The sequence below is a fragment of the Peterkaempfera griseoplana genome (assembly GCF_001418575.1).
Taxonomy (GTDB): Bacteria; Actinomycetota; Actinomycetes; order Streptomycetales; family Streptomycetaceae; genus Peterkaempfera; species Peterkaempfera griseoplana.
Genome location: NZ_LIQR01000478.1, coordinates 1 through 16,601, shown reverse-complemented (window position 1 = coordinate 16,601; position 16,601 = coordinate 1). Strand labels below are relative to the sequence as shown.

General features: G+C 73.3%; 17 protein-coding genes. 7 read left to right on the top strand and 10 right to left on the bottom strand.

Translation table 11 applies throughout. The features are described from left to right. A partial coding sequence (locus AOK09_RS30305) for an aminotransferase-like domain-containing protein (protein ID WP_055590432.1) occupies positions 1-1,034 on the top strand: 1,034 nt, incomplete at its 5' end. Between the two features lie 119 nt (positions 1,035-1,153). On the opposite strand, the gene AOK09_RS30300 is transcribed toward AOK09_RS30305, so the two are convergent. From AOK09_RS30300 to AOK09_RS30280, 5 genes are all read right to left on the bottom strand, one after another. Next, positions 1,154-1,402 (bottom strand): DUF397 domain-containing protein, encoded by a 249-nt coding sequence (locus AOK09_RS30300; RefSeq protein ID WP_055590428.1) that lies wholly within the window; start codon positions 1,400-1,402, stop codon positions 1,154-1,156. 170 nt (positions 1,403-1,572) lie between these two features. Then, positions 1,573-2,304 (bottom strand): beta/alpha barrel domain-containing protein, encoded by a 732-nt coding sequence (locus tag AOK09_RS30295; protein ID WP_055590427.1) that lies wholly within the window; start codon positions 2,302-2,304, stop codon positions 1,573-1,575. 30 nt (positions 2,305-2,334) lie between these two features. Then, positions 2,335-4,251 (bottom strand): hypothetical protein, encoded by a 1,917-nt coding sequence (locus AOK09_RS30290; protein ID WP_079063556.1) that lies wholly within the window; start codon positions 4,249-4,251, stop codon positions 2,335-2,337. Between the two features lie 98 nt (positions 4,252-4,349). Beyond that, positions 4,350-4,568, bottom strand: coding sequence for a hypothetical protein (locus tag AOK09_RS30285; protein ID WP_055590426.1), 219 nt, complete (start codon positions 4,566-4,568; stop codon positions 4,350-4,352). A 98-nt stretch (positions 4,569-4,666) separates the two neighbouring features. After that, positions 4,667-4,882, bottom strand: coding sequence for a hypothetical protein (locus tag AOK09_RS30280; RefSeq protein WP_055590425.1), 216 nt, complete (start codon positions 4,880-4,882; stop codon positions 4,667-4,669). 306 nt (positions 4,883-5,188) lie between these two features. On the opposite strand from AOK09_RS30280, the gene AOK09_RS30275 reads away from it, so the two are divergent. Together AOK09_RS30275 and AOK09_RS30270 are read left to right on the top strand one after the other, a co-directional pair. Next, positions 5,189-5,545, top strand: a complete 357-nt coding sequence (locus AOK09_RS30275; protein ID WP_055590424.1) for a helix-turn-helix transcriptional regulator — start codon at positions 5,189-5,191, stop codon at positions 5,543-5,545. A gap of 321 nt (positions 5,546-5,866) precedes the next feature. Then, entirely contained in the window at positions 5,867-6,070 is a 204-nt protein-coding gene (locus AOK09_RS30270; RefSeq protein WP_157876098.1) for a hypothetical protein, read from the top strand. A gap of 105 nt (positions 6,071-6,175) precedes the next feature. On the opposite strand, the gene AOK09_RS30265 is transcribed toward AOK09_RS30270, so the two are convergent. Both AOK09_RS30265 and AOK09_RS30260 read right to left on the bottom strand, forming a co-directional pair. Next, a complete protein-coding gene (locus tag AOK09_RS30265; protein WP_055590422.1) occupies positions 6,176-7,873 on the bottom strand; it encodes a DUF885 domain-containing protein in 1,698 nt (565 codons plus the stop codon). 80 nt (positions 7,874-7,953) lie between these two features. After that, positions 7,954-8,964, bottom strand: a complete 1,011-nt coding sequence (locus AOK09_RS30260) for a Gfo/Idh/MocA family protein (protein WP_079063557.1) — start codon at positions 8,962-8,964, stop codon at positions 7,954-7,956. 157 nt (positions 8,965-9,121) lie between these two features. Here AOK09_RS30260 and AOK09_RS30255 point away from each other — a divergent pair, with 157 nt between their 5' ends. Then, positions 9,122-10,078 carry an AurF N-oxygenase family protein gene (locus AOK09_RS30255; protein ID WP_055590429.1) on the top strand — a complete coding sequence of 319 codons (957 nt, stop codon included), beginning with the start codon at positions 9,122-9,124 and terminating at the stop codon, positions 10,076-10,078. Positions 10,079-10,111: 33 nt separating this feature from the next. Continuing rightward, the gene (locus AOK09_RS30250; protein ID WP_055590421.1) at positions 10,112-10,861 is read left to right on the top strand and encodes a TetR/AcrR family transcriptional regulator; all 750 of its coding nucleotides are present in this window, start codon (positions 10,112-10,114) and stop codon (positions 10,859-10,861) included. A gap of 138 nt (positions 10,862-10,999) precedes the next feature. On the opposite strand, the gene AOK09_RS30245 is transcribed toward AOK09_RS30250, so the two are convergent. Together AOK09_RS30245 and AOK09_RS30240 are read right to left on the bottom strand one after the other, a co-directional pair. Continuing rightward, entirely contained in the window at positions 11,000-11,851 is an 852-nt protein-coding gene (locus tag AOK09_RS30245) for a fumarylacetoacetate hydrolase family protein (RefSeq protein ID WP_055590420.1), read from the bottom strand. Between the two features lie 128 nt (positions 11,852-11,979). Then, positions 11,980-12,693 (bottom strand): FadR/GntR family transcriptional regulator, encoded by a 714-nt coding sequence (locus tag AOK09_RS30240; protein ID WP_055590419.1) that lies wholly within the window; start codon positions 12,691-12,693, stop codon positions 11,980-11,982. 424 nt (positions 12,694-13,117) lie between these two features. On the opposite strand from AOK09_RS30240, the gene AOK09_RS30235 reads away from it, so the two are divergent. Next, entirely contained in the window at positions 13,118-15,418 is a 2,301-nt protein-coding gene (locus AOK09_RS30235) for an FdhF/YdeP family oxidoreductase (protein ID WP_055590418.1), read from the top strand. 7 nt (positions 15,419-15,425) lie between these two features. On the opposite strand, the gene AOK09_RS30230 is transcribed toward AOK09_RS30235, so the two are convergent. Continuing rightward, the gene (locus AOK09_RS30230) at positions 15,426-15,956 is read right to left on the bottom strand and encodes a DUF1697 domain-containing protein (protein WP_063796117.1); all 531 of its coding nucleotides are present in this window, start codon (positions 15,954-15,956) and stop codon (positions 15,426-15,428) included. 125 nt (positions 15,957-16,081) lie between these two features. Between AOK09_RS30230 and AOK09_RS30225 the strand changes: the two genes are divergently transcribed. Next, positions 16,082-16,601: carbohydrate binding domain-containing protein (locus tag AOK09_RS30225; protein ID WP_175609367.1), on the top strand; the 520-nt coding region annotated here is incomplete at its 3' end.

Here is a 16,601-nt window from a genome sequence, read left to right as displayed (position 1 = left end):
CGGCGTACGACCGGGTGCTGGCGGAGGAGCCGCACCGGGTGCTGCAGTACTCGACGACCGAGGGGGACCCGGCGCTGCGGGCCGCCGTGGCGGAGCGGCTCTCCGCGCGGGGACTGGCCGGATCAGCGGACGACCTGCTGATCACCGTGGGCTCGCAGCAGGCGCTGACGCTGCTGTCGATGGCGCTGCTGGAACCCGGCGATGTCGTGCTGGTGGAGGACCCGACCTATCTGGCGGCGCTGCAGTGCTTCGGTTTCGCGGGCGCCCGGGTGGTTCCGGTGCCGTCGGACGACGAGGGCATCGACCCGCAGCGGCTGGCGGAACTGGTGGTCCGCGAGCAGCCCAAACTGCTCTATGTGATCCCCAACTTCCAGAACCCGACCGGCCGTACGCTCTCCACGGAGCGGCGGCAGGCGGTCGCGGAGGTGGCCGCCCGGCACGGGGTGTGGATCGTGGAGGACGACCCCTACGGCGAGCTGCGCTTCGACGGGGAGCCGGAGCCCTGGATCGCCTCACTGGAGGCGGCGGCGGACCGGACCGTGCTGCTGGGCAGCTTCTCCAAGATCATGGCGCCCGGGATGCGGCTGGGCTGGCTGCGTGCGCCGGCCGCGCTGCGCCGCGCCTGCGTGATCTCCAAGCAGGCGGCGGACCTGCACTCCTCCACGGTCGACCAGGCTGCTGCCGCGCGCTATCTCGCGGACACGGACCTGGACGGGCATCTGGAGCGGGTGCGCCACGCCTACCGGGAGCGCCGCGACGCCCTGCTCGCCGGCCTGCCCGCCGCGCTGCCGCAGGGCAGTTCCTGGAACCGGCCGGCGGGCGGGATGTTCCTCTGGGTGCGGCTGCCCGACGGCATGGACGCGACCGCGCTGCTGCGGGAGGCCGTGGCACGCGATGTGGCCTATGTGCCGGGAGCGCCGTTCTTCGCCGGTCCGGCCGACGACGCGACGCTGCGGATGTCCTTCACCACGCACACGCCCGAGGAGATCGCCGAGGGCCTGCGGCGGCTCGGCGGGGTCTTCGCCGGAGACTGAACCGCCGGGGAAGCGTCGGGGGACCGAACCCGCGGGGACTGAACCCGCGGGGACCGAACCGCCAGAAGACGACGACCGGCCCCGCCTGGGACGGGGCGGGGCCGGAGGCCGGCAGTGCGTCAGGCGCGGTGGCTGAACTCGCCGTCCCGGGCACCGTCGAGGAAGGCCTGCCACTCACGGGCACTGAAGGTCAGGACCGCGCCCTGAGGGTTCTTGGAGTCACGGATCGATGCGCCGCCGTCCGGGGCGGGCGCCACCTCGACGCAGGTGGAGTCGCCATTGCTGTGGCTGCTCTTGCGCCACTCCTGGCGGCCGGCCTTCTCGTTCTGCTGCCGGGTGGTCTTCTCCCGGTTGGTCTTTGCAGACATCTTTGTCTCCTTGCGGGGGCCGGCGCCCTTCGCCGGTCCCGGCACCAGCCTGCCCCGGGACGCACACGTACGCGACTCGAACAGTTACTCGTAGTCGCAGCCCCTGGTCCGGCGCAGGAACCGGACCGCCGGACCGGGACCGGGGCGCGGCGTCCCGGGGCGCTCCGGCTCTAGGAGGGCCAGCCGTCCATCAGCGAGTGCACGGTGATCCGGGGCGAGGTGGGCGAGGCGAAGAAGCCGGCCCTGGTGGGCGCCGCATGGGCGGGCGTACGGGCGGCCGCGGACCTGAGGACGGCGACCACCCGGGCGGCCAGGGCGTCCGCCTGCTGCTTGAGGGCCGCGGGCGAGTCGCCGGTGCCGCGCAGCGACTGGAGCTCCCGCTGGATGTGGGCGAGCGCGGCCCGGTCGGCGCTGCTGAGGTGGATGGGCTGCGGGGTGTCCACGATGAACTGGTAGGCCCCGGCCATGGTTTCGCAGCCGGTGCAGTGGTTGTTGGTCGCCCGGCTGACGTTCCTGGCGTCCAGGTGGAGGTGGCTGCCGCCCATGGTGACGATCTGGAAGGAGAGGGCCACCGAGCGGCAGTGCTCACCCGCGGTGCAGCCGCTGGAGGAGGCCAGAGCCTGGTTGACCACGCCCGCGCCGACCGTGTCGCCGAACTCGTGGACGGTGAGCGAGGCTCGGAAGTCCCGGGTGTGGACCCGGTTGGCGTTGCTGATCGCCCCGTCCACCGTGACATGCACCTCGGGCATGGTGAGCCCGGAGGAGGCGGGGGCGGGGCCGGTCACGGCCTCCGCCGGGGCCGCGGTGGCGACGGCGGCCAGGCCGGCGGTGGCCAGCAGGCCGATGCGCAGCAGCTGCTGGGCCCGCTGCGGCCGGTCCTTGCGATGGTGGGTCTGGGTCATGGACTGTCTCCGTTTGCGGTGGTCGATGGTTCAGCTCGGCTGCGCTGTGGCAGTCGGTGGCGGGGTGTCGGTCGACGGCGGCGGGCTGGTCCCCGGCGGCGTACTGCTGTCCGAGGACGGCGGGGCACTGCTCTCCACGGGCGGCTGGGCGCTCTCGGAGGCCGGTACGGTCGCCGGGGGCGGAGCGCTGGTCCCGGTCCCGGCCGGGGGCGGAGTGGCGCCCGCGGGCTGCGCCGGGGCGCTGGAACGCGGCGCGGAGCTGGGGGCCGCCCCGGACGCCGAGGCGCCGGCCGAGGGCGCGGCGGTGGCGGAGCCGCTCGGGGCGGCGGTGGCCGCCGAGGGTCCCGGAGTCGCCGTCGCGGTGTGCTGCTCGATGCGGCCCGGGGCGGTGCTGCGGCCGTGCCCGGGCGCCGTGCCCGGGGTGCTGGGTGCCGGACGGCTGGGGAGGTTGGGTTGCAGCGCCGGGATCATGGGGGCGGCGGGCGGCAGCGGCTTGGGGGTGAGGCCATGGGTCCAGGCGCCCACCAGGACCGCGCCCACGCAGCCGATGCCCACCAGCAGCCCGATCCTGGCCGCGGGCCGTCCCACGGTGGCACGGCCCGCCGAGCGGATCAGCCGGTGCCCCACCCGCACCACCAGATAGGCGATGCCTCCCATGGGCAGGATGAGCAGCACGGAGCCCACGACGCCGAGGACGGATTCGGCGACGGCCCCCTGCCGGAAGGCGGCGGCGGTCCCGGTGATCTGGTCGGTGAGGGACCGCTGTGCGGTGGAGAGGATGCGCGGCAGGTTCCACAGGGCGTAGGAGAGCTCTCCGACGACCAGGGGGACCATCATCAGCACCCAGGCGGTGACCACCACCCTCGCGGAACGCTTGAGGTCGGCGACCTCGCGCTGCACCGGGCGACCGGGGACCATGCTCAGCAGGATCGGTTTGATCTTGCCGAAGAGGTCGGGGACGCCGGCCAGGTCCCCGAGGATGTAGTAGCCGTCCAGCCGCAGTGCGGGCATCAGCTGTTCCAGCACCTCGAAGTGGGCCAGATAGGCCGCTGCGAGGAAGACCTGCTGCCCGGTCAGGAAGTAGCTTCCGAAGAGGCCCAGGATGAAGACCACATTGAAGTAGATGCCGCCCAGGTCGGTCCGGATGCGGCCGCCGCGGCCGAGCCGGTAGACGTCGGTGACGTCGGTGTACATGGCCGGCCAGATCAGATAGAGCCCGCATCCGATGCACCCCGGGTGGGCGCCCCCGTACCGGCAGGCCGAGGCGTGGCCGAACTCGTGGAAGACCATCGAGGCCACCGTCAGCCCCAGCACCACCAGCAGCAGCACGGGCTGCTCCAGGGTGTGCAGCACCGGGGTCATGGCGCCGAACCAGCCGAAGAACCAGACGTCCAGCCCGGCTGCGGCGAGCAGCGCGGCGGCCACCGCGGGCGGCCGGTGCAGCCAGGAGAGCGAGCGCGAGATCCGGGCGACCCGGCGCTCGTTGAAGAGGACCTTGTGGCCCTTGAGGCTGAGCAGCAGGTCGGTCCTGGGGGCGTCGACCTGGTCGTCCTCCTGACCGGGCGGGACGGTGACGCCCAGCGGCTGGAGCTTGTTCTCCAGCAGATAGGCGATGTTGTCCGCGCTGACCTCGCGGCCGAACTCGGCGCTCACCCGGAAGGCGATGCGCTCGCGGTCGCGGACGCCGTCCACGGCGCAGGCCACCAGATAGAGCAGCCGGGTGAGCTGGACCACCTGCCCGTCGCCGCGCCGGGCGATGTAGCGGGGCTCGGCGAAACCGGATCCCCGGTACTCGCCGTGCAGTTTCAGGCCGGCGCTGAGGCGGGGCGGCAGTGCGTCGTCCTCGGGCTCCGGTTCGGGCTCCGCCTGCGGAGCCAGGGCTTCATAGGTGTACCAGGCGTACTGCTGCGGCCCCGGGCTCCCGCCCTGGTCCTCGAGCGCGGTCATGGCTGTCCTCCCCCTGGGCCCGCTCCCCCGCGGGCCGGTGCGCGCCGCGGTGGCGGGGGCGACTCCTGCCTCGCCCCCGCCACCGCGGATGGTGCGTCTTACTGGCTGATGGAGATGGACTGGTTCGCCGCGGACTGGGCGACGGCGAACGGCGAGTGGTCGTTCAGCGCCAGCGACTCGTTGGAGGCGGCGACATTGGCCACGTGCTTGGTGACGTTGACCGTCTTGGTGAAGTTCAGGCTGAACTTGGTGAGCGCCTCGCGACCGGGCAGCAGGTCGGCGGACTCGGCGGCCAGCTCGTCGATGTTCATGGACATGGTTGTCTCCTTGCGTGCTCCCCCGGCGGGGTGTGCGCCGCCGGGGGGTGGTTCCGTACGGGGTGCGGTCCGCGGTCAGGCGACGGCCTGACGCAGCGTCACTGCTTGATGCTGATCGACTGTCCGGCGGAGGCCTGCGCCACGGCGGCGGGCGACCACTGGTTGACGGCCTGGGAGCTGTTCTCCGCACTCACGTTGGCCACGTGCTTGGTGACGTTGAGCGCCTTGGTGATGTTCAGGCTGAACTTGGTGAGGGCCTCACGGCCGGGCAGCAGGTCGGCGGACTCGGCGTCGAGCTCACGCGGGTCGAGCATGGTCTTCTCCCCCTCAGGGATAGGCAGATTTCGGTCCGGACCGCTCAGGAACCCCCCCGAGACTGTCCGATCCGTTCGGACGTCCTGTCCGACGAGATTGGACAGTAGTCGGGCCCGGCCGGACGCCGCAAGCCGATTCCGGCAGCTCTGTGCAACAGACCTGTAACAGCGAGCGACGTCACCGGCCGCACCCGGGCCCCCGGCGGACGTCCGGTCGCTCCCCCCACGGGGTGCCCGGCCGATCCGGCGCAAGACGCCCGGCCATAGACTGGGCCGGCCGTGAGCCCGAGCAGGAAGCGACCACCAGTGGCCAATGCGTTGCAGGAGCTGATCCGGGAACGACTGGAGCGTCACGGCTGGTCGTACGGCGACGTGGCGCGGCGCGGCGGCGTCCCACGCTCGACGGTGCACCACCTGGCCACCATGGAGGCCATCCGCCGGATGCCCCAGCCGGCCACCCTGGAGGGGCTGGCCCGCGGGCTGGAACTCCCCCTGGACGCGGTGCGCGGCGCCGCGGCCGAGGCCTGCGGGATCCACCTCTACGCCGACGAGGCGCGCGACCCCGAGGTCGATGTGCTGATCGCCAGCCTCAAGCAGCTCTCCATGGAGGACCGCCGCCATGTGGCCGCGCTGGTGGAGTCGCTGCTGCGGCGCGGCGGCTGACCGGCGGGGCAGCTGACCGACAGGGCGCCCCGCCGCCGGATCCCGGCGCCCCGTCCCGGGCGCCTGGCACCGCGGATCTCGTCACAATTGAGGAAGTACGGGCCGTCGATGGGGGATATCGCCGTCCGCACCGCGACCGCGGACCGGGCCCGTGCCTATCGTCGCCTTCTGCCCCGGGGTCGGTGAGAGCCGCGGACCCGCCGGGCTGTGGGGGGACCTGTGACGACCGAACGGCGGCCCGTCCGGACACGTCTGACGGTGGTGCACGGCGTGCGCGGCTGCGCGGCCGCCGCAGTGGCCCGCCGGCCCGGGACCGGCGCCGTGGTTGTGCTGCTCCCCGACGACCCGGTCCCCGACGGGCCCCGGGCGCTGGACCTGGTGGCCGCACTGCTGACCCGGCAGGAGATGCACCGGCTCCAGGAGTGCCTGGCGGCCCTGCGCCGCGGCGAGGGCCGCCGCGAGATGCTCGCCGGCGCATCGGTGCTGGTCTGCGACGACGGCCGCCCGGAGACAGCGGCCGGCTGAGGCCGGCGGACGGGCCCGGCCGTTCCGTTGCCTGCGCCGCAGCCCCGGGGCGGCCGGCCGCGGCGGATCCCGCCGTGGCCGCCGCGCGCCCCGTTGACCTCCGGCTCAGAGCCGGGACAGCTCGTCCACCAGGTCGTCCAGCCCCAGCGACCCCTGGGAGAGCGCGGCCATGTGCCACGCCTTGAGGTCGAAGCCCGCGCCGTGCGCCGCCCTGGCGGCCTCGCGGCCCCGCAGCCAGGCGCGCTCACCCAGCTTGTAGGTGATGGCCTGGCCCGGCATCCCCAGATAGCGGACCAGCTCACTGTCCAGGAAGTCCGGCGCCAGTCCGCAGTGGCGGCCGAAGAACTCCCGGGTGGCCTGCGGCGTCATCGCCTCTCCGGGCCGGTACGGGGAGTCGGCCGGGAAGGCCAGCCCGAGATGCATGCCGATGTCTCCGACCACCCGGAGTATCCGCAGCATCTGGGCGTTGAGATAGCCGAGGCGCGCACCCGGGTCGGTCAGCCGGCCCAGCTCGTCCATCAGGCGCTCGGCGTACAGCGCCCAGCCCTCGGTGTTGGCGCTGATCCTGCCCAGGGTGGTCTGGTAGGTGGAGAGGGAGTCGGCGACGTACTTCCACTGCCCGTGCTGGAGATGATGGCCGGGAACGCCTTCGTGGTACCAGGTGGAGACCAGGTCCCAGGTGGGGAAGCGGTCGCGGCCGCGGGTGGGCAGCCAGGTGCGGCCCGGGCGGGAGAAGTCCAGCGACGGCGCGGTGTAGTAGGGAGCCGCGGCACTGCCGGGCGGAGCCAGCATGGACTCCACCCGCAGCAGGGGCTCCGCGAGGTCGAAGTGGCTGCCCTGGAGGTCCTGGATCGCCTGGTCCATCAGCCCCTGGAGCCACTCCCTGGCCGCCTCGGCCCCCTCGATCGCCGGACCGTGCTCCTCCAGGTGCTCCATGGCCTCCAGCGGGGACGCACCCGGCAGGACCCTGTCCGCCTCCGCCCGCATCTCTGCGTCCAGCCGGTGGAACTCGCTCCAGGCCCAGCCGAACGCCTCGTCCAGGTCCGGTTCGGCTCCGGTCCAGTAGCGGACCAGACGGGCGTAGCGCTCCCGTCCCACGGTGTCCGCGGTGGTGGCCACCGCGGGGGCGTAGCTGTCGCGGAGCCAGTCGCGAAGGCCGGCCAGCGCCTCGGTGGCCGCGGCCGCGGCGCCGTCCAGCTCCGCCCGCAGTGTCTCGGGGCCGCCGGCGGCGACATCGGCGAACCAGCTGCGGCCCGCTCCGGAGTCCAGCCACTCGGCGAGCTGCCCGACCACGGTGGAGACCTGCCGCGGACCGGAGAGCAGTCCGCGGCGGACGCCCTCGGCGAGCGTCGCCCGGTAGCCCTCCAGCGCCCGGGGCAGACGGGCCATCCGACGGGCGATCACCGCCCAGTCGTCCTCCTCGGCGGTCGGCATCAGGGTGAAGACGGCGCGCAGGTCGTGCAGCGGGGAGCCCAGGTTGCGCACGGCGCGCAGCTCCTCGCCCGTGTCGTGCAGGGCGAGATGGGCGGTCAGCCGCTCGCGGAGCAGCCGGGCGCAGCGCGCCTCGGCGGGATCGCCACCGGCGGCCGTCTGCGCGGTGGCGAGTTCGGCGAGGGTGCGGCGGGCCAGTGCGGCGGTGGCCGCCAGGCCGTCGGGGGACAGGTCGGGAAGGCGGTCGTCGGCGGGGTCGAGCCCGAGATAGGTGGCGAGCGACGGATCGAGGTCGGCGAGCGCATGGACGTAGGCATCGGCGATGCGGCGGGGGGTTGCCCCGTCGGCTGGGGTGGTCGCTTGTTCGGCCATCCCGTCATCCTGGCGCAGCGGACCCGGTGGCGCTGCCCTTTGCCGAAGGGGGCGTCACCGGGTCCGCTGCTGGCCGCGGCTCACTCGTCGGGGTAGCGCAGCCCGATGCGGTCGCGGACGGTGTCCAGGGTGGCCATCAGGGAGAGGGTGCCGTCCAGCGGTACCAGGTCCGACTCGGTGGCCCCGGCCTGCAGGCAGCGCATCACTTCGAGGGCCTCGTGGGTGTAGCCGTTGCCCGGGGCCTTGGGCAGCGTGACGGTCTCCGGCTCGTGGCCGTCGCGGTGCAGCACGAAGGCGTCGGGGTGGAAGAAGTCCCGGGCGACGACGATCCTGCCGCGGGTGCCGTTGACGGCCGCGTACTGGGAGGTGGCGGTGGTCAGCGAGCAGGAGAGGTTGGCCACCGCGCCGGTGTCGTAGCCGAGCAGGATGCCGGTGTTCTCGTCCACCCCCTGGGGGTTGAGGGCGGCCCAGGCGGAGACGGAGGTGGGTGCGCCGAGGAAGAGCTGGGCGAAGGCGACCGGGTAGACGCCGAGGTCCAGCAGGGCGCCGCCGCCCTGAGCGGGGTCGTGCAGCCGGTGGGCCGCCTGGTAGGGCACGGCGATGCCGAAGTCGGCGTGGACGGAGCGGACCTCACCGATGGCGCCGTCGGCGACCAGTTCCTGGATGCGGCGCACGGTGGGGTCGACGTACATCCACATGGCCTCCATCAGGAACAGCTCGCGCTTGCGGGCGAGGGTGACGAGGTCCTGTGCCTGGGCGAGGTTGAGGGTGAAGGGCTTCTCGCAGAGCACCGCCTTGCCGGCCTCCAGGCAGAGGGCGGTCGCGGCGTGGTGGGCGGAGTGCGGGGTGGCGATGTAGACGACATCGATGTCGGGGTCGTCGGCCAGGTCCTGCCAGGTGCCGTAGGCGCGGGCCGCCCCATGGCGGTCGGCGAAGCGGCGGGCGGACTCCGTGGAGCGGGATCCCACGGCGGCGAGCTCGGCGTCGTCGGGGAGCAGGCGCAGGTCGTCGGCGAAGGAGGCGGCTATGCCGCCGGTGGCGAGGATGCCCCAGCGGACGGGGCGATGGGCAGCGGTGGTCACCTTCGGCAGCGTACGTGCTGCGGCGGCCACGTGGTACGGCCGGGCCGCCAGGTGAACCGGAAGTGGCCGCAGAGGGGTTGACGATCCTACTGACAGAGAGTCTTATAAGGCGGAGGAGCCGCCGCCCCGGCGGCCCTGGCACAGATGAGGGGATCGAGCCATGGGCATGAGGGCCCTCGAGAGTCCGGACGCGGACCGCGCGGTGGCGGCGGCGACCGCGATGCGGGACGCGCTGGGCGAGCTGACCGACCGGGAGCAGGTCGCCGAGCGGCTGCTGGCGGCCTCCGACCGGCACTCCTTCGACCCGGACACCGACCTGGACTGGGACGCCCCGCTGGAGGAGGGCAAGTGGTTCCTGCCGGAACGGCTGGTCTCCCTCTATGACACTCCGCTCTGGGAGCGGATGAGCGAGCAGCAGCGGATCGAGCTCTCCCGGCACGAGGCGGCCAGCCTGGCGGGCGCCGGCATCTGGTTCGAAATCATCCTGATGCAGCTGCTCACCCGGCACATCTACGACCTCGACCCCACCAGCCGCCATGTCCGCTACGCGCTCACCGAGATGGCCGACGAGTGCCGCCACTCCAAGATGTTCGCCCGGCTGATCCAGAAGCTCGGCACCCCCGTCTACCGGCCGACCGGGCTCACCCACTTCCTCGGCCGGGTGCTGAAGACCGTCGCCACCACCCCGGGCGCCTTCACCGCGACCCTGCTGGTGGAGGAGATCCTCGACCAGATGCAGCGGCAGACCTTCCCGGACGAGACGATCCAGCCGCTGGTCCGCGGGGTGACCCGGATCCATGTGGTCGAGGAGTCACGGCATGTGCGCTACGCCCGTGAGGAGCTGCGCCGCCAGATGACCGACTGCCCGGCCTGGGAGCGGCACTGGACCCGGCTGTCCTCCGGCGAGGCCGCGGTGGTCATCGCCCGCTCGCTGATCAGCCCCCGGGTGTACGCGGAGGTCGGCCTGAACCCCAAGGTCGCGCTGGAGCAGGCCAGGAGCAGTGAGCACCGCCGGGCCACCCTGCAGTGGTCGGCGCAGCGGCTCACCACCTTCCTGGACGAGATCGGCGTGCTGGCCGGTCCGGCGACCCGTGCCTGGCGGCGGTCCGGACTGCTCGCCTGAGCCGTGTCGGTGACGGCCGTTAGGCTGGCGGGCATGCACGCCGAAGCAGCACCCGCAGCCGAGCGCCCCCGCCGGGGCGCCTATCGCAGGCTCCCGGTGGAGCAGCGTCGCGAGCAGCTGATCGCGGTCGCCCTGGAGTTGTTCGCCGCCCGCCCGCCGGAGGAGGTCTCGCTGGACGACGTGGCGGAGGCCGCCGGGGCGTCCCGGCCGCTGGTGTACCGCTACTTCGCGGGCGGCAAGCAGCAGTTGTACGAGGCGGCGCTGCGCAGTGCCGCACAGGAGCTGACCCGGCGGTTCGTCCAGCCCGCCACCGGGTCGCCGACGCAGCGCCTGGCCCAGGTGCTGGATCGTTACTTCGGGTTTGTGGCCGAGCATGACGCCGGATACGGCGCACTGCTGCGCGGCGGCTCGGTGGTGGAGACCGAGCGGACCTCGGCGATCGTGGACGATGTCCGGCGGGCGGCCTTCAGGCATGTGATGCGGCATCTGCGGGTGCGTGAGCCCGGCCCCCGGCTGGCGCTGCTGGTGCGGTCCTGGATCTCCGTGGTGGAGGCCTCCGCCCTCACCTGGCTCGACGAGGGCCGGCGGATCCCCCGGGAGGAGCTGCGGGACTGGCTGGTGGACCAGTTCACCGCCATGTTCGCCGTCACCGCACTGCACGACGCCCAGACCGCCGGGGCGCTCTCGGCGATGCTCGCGCTGGAGACCGCGGACGGCCCGTCCACCGGGGTGGCCGCCCTGCTGCTGCGATCCGCCGGCGCAGCGGACACGGCGCCGCGCTGAGCGGCGCGGCGGGAGCCCTGGCCGCACCCGGTGGGCGCTGCCCCTGACGGCCCGGGACGCGCGCTGCGCGGGGTCCGCCCCGCGGAGCGCCGACCGTACGGCCGGAGCAGCGCCCCGCGGACGGCGGAGTGCCCCCGGTCAGGCCTTGCCGAGGGTCTGGCGCTGACGGCCGAGGCCTTCGATCTCCAGCTCCATGACGTCACCGGGCTGGAGGTAGGGGGTGCCGGGACGGCCCATGGCGACTCCGGCCGGGGTTCCGGTGTTCACGATGTCGCCGGGCTCCAGCACCATGAACTGGCTCAGATAGTGCACGATCTGACGCACCGTGAAGATCATGTCCGCGGTGTTGCCGTCCTGCCGCGGCTCCCCGTTGACCCACAGCCGCAGCGCCAGCCGCTGCGGGTCGGCGACCTCGTCCGCGGTGACCAGCCAGGGGCCCAGCGGGTTGAAGGTCTCGCAGGACTTGCCCTTGTCCCAGGTGCCGCCGCGCTCCAGCTGGAACTCCCGCTCCGAGACGTCGTTGGCGACCGCGTACCCGGCGACGCAGGCGTGCGCGTCCTCGGGTGTCTCCAGATAGCGGGCGGTGCGGCCGATCACCACGGCGAGCTCGACCTCGTAGTCGGTGCGGGTGCTGCGGCGCGGGACCAGCACCTCGTCGTCGGGGCCGACGACGGTGTTGACCGCCTTCATGAAGACGACGGGCTCACGGGGCGGCTCGGCGCCGGTCTCGGCGGCGTGGTCGCGGTAGTTGAGGCCGATGCAGACCACCTTGCCGGGGCGGGCGACCGGCGGGCCCAGCCGCTCACCGGCGATGTCGGCGGCCGGTAGGGCCCCCTCACGGATCCGGCGGGCGAGCTCCGCCACGTCCAGCCCGGCGAGGAAGGCGCCGTCGATGTCGGGGGTGATCCCCGACAGGTCGAAGGCGGAACCGTCCGCGTCAAGAACGACGGGGCGCTCCGCCCCGGGAGGGCCGACCCGCAGAAGCCTCATGTGCCGTCACCGCCTGGTGTTGGAGAACGCATGGAGAGATACCTCCGATGTCTACCAGGGGACGGACGGCCCTGGCCAGCCGGTGTCCACCGCAGGCCGGAGGTGGTCCGGGAACGACCGGCCGGAGGTCAGCCGCCGGCCTGATCGGCCGGGTCGGCCGGGTCGGCGGGGTCGATCGAGGAACGCAGCCACTCCTCCACCCCGGCGATGTGCACCAGCGCATGGGCCTGTGCCAGGTCGGCGCGGCGGGCCCGCAGGGCGTCCAGGATCGCCCGGTGCTCGGCGAGGGTACGGGCCAGGGCACCCTCGTCGGTGAGGCCCCGCCAGACCCGGGCGCGGACCGTGGGGGAGCCGATCTGGGCCAGCAGCCCGCTGAGCACCGAGTTTCCGGCGGCGGCCACGATGCCCCGGTGGAAGTCCAGATCGCACTCCACCAGCTCCTCCACCGTGGTGGCGGCCTCCGCCCGGCGCTGCAGCTCCTCCAGGCCGGCGAGCTGCTCCGGGGTGGCCCGCAGGGCCGCGGTGGCGGTCGCGGCGGGCTCCAGCATCCGGCGGACCTCCAGCACCTCCAGCAGTGAACCGCCGTGGCGCAGCTCCACCATGAAGCCCACCGCCTCCAGCAGCCGCTCGGGCTCCAGGCCGGTGACGTAGGTGCCGTCCCCCTGCCGGACGTCCAGCACATGGATCAGCGACAGCGCACGGACCGCCTCACGCAGCGAGTTGCGGGAGAGGCCCAGCATCGCGGCCAGGTCGGCCTCCCTGGGAAGCCGGTCGCCCGGACGCAGCCGGCCGGAGGCGATCATCTCCCGGATCCGGGTGATGGCCTCGTCCGTGACCGACACCGGCCCACCTCCCTTGATCCCCACCGCGGACGTCCGTCCATTGTGGCGGTCGGCGGCCGGTACGGCTACAACCGATGCGGGTGGCCCGGAACGGCTCGGCCCGGCCCCTGCCGTCCGCCGGGTGTCCGACGGCTCCGACAGGGGCCGGATCCGTCCGCGCGGCCCTGGGGGGATGCCGGCCGCGGGAAGGCAGACGCGGAGCCCAGGGGGTCGGTTCCGGCCTGCGTTCCTCACGGTACGCGGCTTCCCTGACCGAACGCTGAGCGCTGCTTGAGAGACCGGTGGGAGCGGCGCCCCGCGGCCGCCCGGTGACGACCGCGCCGGCAGGTCCGCACCGGGGCCCGCATGCTCGGCGCCCGGGTGGGAGGATGACCGGGTCAGGTGCGGCGGCGCGGCCCGCACCGGCGGACCGGAGGTGGGCGAGATGGCCAGGCGGGCTCCCGAGAGCGATCCGGCGCAGGATGCGCCGGAGGTCGGCGCGCCCCAGCACGCCGCAGCGGGCATCCCCGCCGTCGTCCAGAGCCTGCGGACCGCCGGGGCGCAGATGAGCGCCCGGCGTACGCTCGCCACCCTGCGCAGGGTCAACCAGCCCGACGGCTTCGACTGCCCCGGCTGCGCCTGGCCCGAGCCGGACCGGCCGCATGTCGCGGAGTTCTGCGAGAACGGCGCCAAGGCGGTCGCGGAGGAGGCCACCGAACGGCGGATCGGGCGGGAGTTCTTCGCGGCGCACCCGCTGTCCGAGCTGGCCGGCCGGTCCGGTTACTGGCTGGGGCAGCAGGGCCGGCTGACCGAGCCGCTGCTGCTGGACGAGGGCACCGACCACTACGTCCCGATCAGTTGGGACCGCGCCTTCGGCATCGTCGCCGAGGAGCTGGGCGCGCTCGGCTCGGCCGACGAGGCCGCCTTCTACACCTCCGGGCGCACCGGCAACGAGGCCGCCTTCGTCTACCAGCTGCTCGCCCGCAGGCTGGGGACCAACAACCTCCCCGACTGCTCCAACATGTGCCATGAGTCCTCCGGCTCGGCGCTGGTGGAGACGCTGGGGGTGGGCAAGGGCAGCGTCCGTCTCAAGGACCTCCACCAGGCCGACCTGATCATCGTCGCCGGGCAGAACCCCGGCACCAACCACCCCCGGATGCTCTCCGCGCTGGAGCGCGCCAAGCGGGCGGGCGCCAGGATCGTCAGCGTCAACCCGCTGCCGGAGGCGGGCCTTGAGCGGTTCAAGAACCCGCAGACCCCGAGGGGCCTGGTCGGCGGCGGCACCCGGCTGAACGACCTCTTCCTGCAGATCCGGCTGGGCGGTGACCTGGCACTGTTCCGCGCGCTCAACCTGCTGCTGCTGGAGGCGGAGGACGAGAACCCCGGGACGGTCCTGGACCGGGACTTCATCGCGGAGCACTGCCTGGGCTTCGAGGAGTGGGCCGAGGACGCCCGCTCCACCTCCTGGGACGCCGTGCTGGCCGCCACCGGACTGCCCGAGCGGCAGATCCGTGAGCTGGCCACGCTGGTACTGGGCTCCCGCAGGGTGATCGTCTGCTGGGCGATGGGACTCACCCAGCACAAGCACTCGGTGCCCACCATCCGCGAGGTGGTGAACTTCCTGCTGCTGCGCGGCAACGTGGGCCGCCCCGGCGCCGGGGTGTGCCCGGTGCGCGGCCACAGCAACGTGCAGGGCGACCGCACCATGGGGATCTTCGAGCGGCCGGCCGAGGCCTTCCTGGACGCGCTCGGCCGGGAGTTCGGCTTCGAGCCGCCGCGCCACCACGGCTACGACACGGTGGACACCATCCGGGCCATGCGGGACGGCCGGGTGAAGGTCTTCTTCGCCATGGGCGGCAACTTCGTCGCGGCCTCCCCCGACACCCTGGCCACCGAGGCGGCCATGCGCCGCTGCCGGCTGACGGTCCATGTGTCCACCAAGCTCAACCGGTCGCATGTGGTGACCGGTGTCCGGGCGCTGATCCTGCCGACCCTCGGGCGCACCGACCTGGACCGCACCACCAAGGGCCGGCAGTTCGTCACCGTGGAGGACTCCATGGGGATGGTGCACGCCTCGCGCGGCGCGCTCCGTCCGCCCTCCGCGCAGCTGCTCTCCGAGGTCGCCATCGTCTGCCGGCTGGCGCGCCGGGTGCTGGGGCCGCAGGACGAGGTGCCGTGGGAGGACTTCGCCGAGTCCTACGACGCCATCCGCGACCGGATCGCCCGGGTGGTCCCGGGGTTCGAGGACTTCAACGAGCGGGTGCGCACCCCCGGCGGCTTCGCCCTGCCGCACGGCCCGCGTGACAGCCGCACCTTCCCCACCGCCACCGGGAAGGCCAACTTCACCGTCAATGCGCTGACCGCTCCCGAGGTGCCGCCGGGCCGGCTGCTGCTGCAGACCCTGCGCTCCCACGACCAGTACAACACCACGGTCTACGGCCTGGACGACCGTTACCGCGGGATCAGGGACGGCCGGCGGGTGGTGCTGGTGAATCCTGACGACGCCCGGGAGCTGGGCCTGGACGACGGCGCGTACGCCGACCTCGTCAGCGAGTGGAGCGACGGGGTGGAGCGGCGCGCCGCGCACTTCCGCGTCGTCCACTACCCGACGGCCCGCGGCTGCGCGGCGGCCTACTACCCGGAGACCAACGTCCTGGTGCCGCTGGACTCCACGGCCGACACCAGCAACACGCCGACCTCCAAGTCGGTGGTGGTGCGCTTCGAGGCGGACAGCGGTCAGGACTGACGTACCGTCACTCCTCGGCCAGTGCCAGCAGCCGGACGACGGTGCTCCAGTTGCGGGTGGTGGCGGGCACGGCCAGACGCCTCTCCAGCAGGAGCGGGAGCTTGGCGTTGCGCACCCCATCGGGGAGGTTGAGGTAGATGTGGCGTCCCACGAGGCGCATCTCCTCCGGGGCGTAGGCGGCCGGGTCGAGCCCGGCCGGCAGCACGGGGCCGGGGTCGGCGGCGAGGAACGACACCAGGAACTTCGCCGGGTCCGGTACGTCCATGGGGTTGCCGTCGACCACGGCGCGCAGTTCGGCGGCGGTGCGCACCACCACCGGCACGGTCAGCCCCAGCCGGGCGGCGATGCCCTGCTCGACGGCGGCGGCGATCTCCCGGTCCGTCCGCCCGGGCGCGGCGAAGACCGCGTTGCCGCTCTGCAGATGGGTCCTGACGTCCTCGTAGCCGAGGCCGCCGAGCAGGTCCCGGAGGTCCGCCATGGCGACCCGGTTGCGGGTGCCGAGGTTGATGCCGCGCAGCAGGGCCACATACCTGGTCATCCCCAGGACTGTAGCGCGCCGGCTCCATTGACATGATTGGTCCATACCTAGTTCAGTGGTCTAGTCCTTTCCGGACATCTCCCCGACACCCCCCCACGCCCGTGTCGACCCAGGAGCACCGCATCATGCGCAGACCACGCCCGCACCCGCGCCCGCTCACCGCCGCCGCCACCGCGCTGGCCACCGCGGCCGCCGCCACCCTCGCCGCGGCCATCGGCTTCGCACCGGCCGCGCACGCCGGGGAGTTCCTGTCCAACGGCGGCTTCGAGAGCGGCCTGGCCGGCTGGAGCTGCAGCAACGGCAGCGCCGTCACCGGGCACGCCCACAGCGGCAGCTACGCACTGGCCGGCGCCGCGTCCGCGAGCGACACCGCCCAGTGCACCCAGACGGTACCGGTGGCACCCGGCACCACCTACACCCTCTCGTCCTACGTCAACGGCGCCTACGTCTACCTCGGGGTGGACGGCGGTGCCAGCACCTGGACGCCCTCCACGGGCGGGGCCTACAGCAAGCTCTCGCTCTCCTTCACCACCGGCGCCACCCAGACCAGCGCCACCGTCTTCCTGCACGGCTGGTACGGCCAGGGCACCTACTACGCCGACGACGTCTCCCTGGACGGCCCCGGCGCCCCCGCCACCACACCCC

Excerpts from the sequence above, each read along its gene's own strand:
- AOK09_RS30300 (WP_055590428.1), bottom strand. The coding sequence starts at position 1,402 with ATGTCTGCAAAGACCAACCGGGAGAAGACCACCCGGCAGCAGAACGAG.
- AOK09_RS30295 (WP_055590427.1), bottom strand. The coding sequence starts at position 2,304 with ATGACCCAGACCCACCATCGCAAGGACCGGCCGCAGCGGGCCCAGCAG.
- AOK09_RS30290 (WP_079063556.1), bottom strand. The coding sequence starts at position 4,251 with ATGACCGCGCTCGAGGACCAGGGCGGGAGCCCGGGGCCGCAGCAGTAC.
- AOK09_RS30285 (WP_055590426.1), bottom strand. The coding sequence starts at position 4,568 with ATGTCCATGAACATCGACGAGCTGGCCGCCGAGTCCGCCGACCTGCTG.
- AOK09_RS30280 (WP_055590425.1), bottom strand. The coding sequence starts at position 4,882 with ATGCTCGACCCGCGTGAGCTCGACGCCGAGTCCGCCGACCTGCTGCCC.
- AOK09_RS30265 (WP_055590422.1), bottom strand. The coding sequence starts at position 7,873 with ATGGCCGAACAAGCGACCACCCCAGCCGACGGGGCAACCCCCCGCCGC.
- AOK09_RS30255 (WP_055590429.1), top strand. The coding sequence starts at position 9,122 with ATGAGGGCCCTCGAGAGTCCGGACGCGGACCGCGCGGTGGCGGCGGCG.
- AOK09_RS30250 (WP_055590421.1), top strand. The coding sequence starts at position 10,112 with ATGCACGCCGAAGCAGCACCCGCAGCCGAGCGCCCCCGCCGGGGCGCC.
- AOK09_RS30245 (WP_055590420.1), bottom strand. The coding sequence starts at position 11,851 with ATGAGGCTTCTGCGGGTCGGCCCTCCCGGGGCGGAGCGCCCCGTCGTT.
- AOK09_RS30235 (WP_055590418.1), top strand. The coding sequence starts at position 13,118 with ATGGCCAGGCGGGCTCCCGAGAGCGATCCGGCGCAGGATGCGCCGGAG.
- AOK09_RS30230 (WP_063796117.1), bottom strand. The coding sequence starts at position 15,956 with ATGACCAGGTATGTGGCCCTGCTGCGCGGCATCAACCTCGGCACCCGC.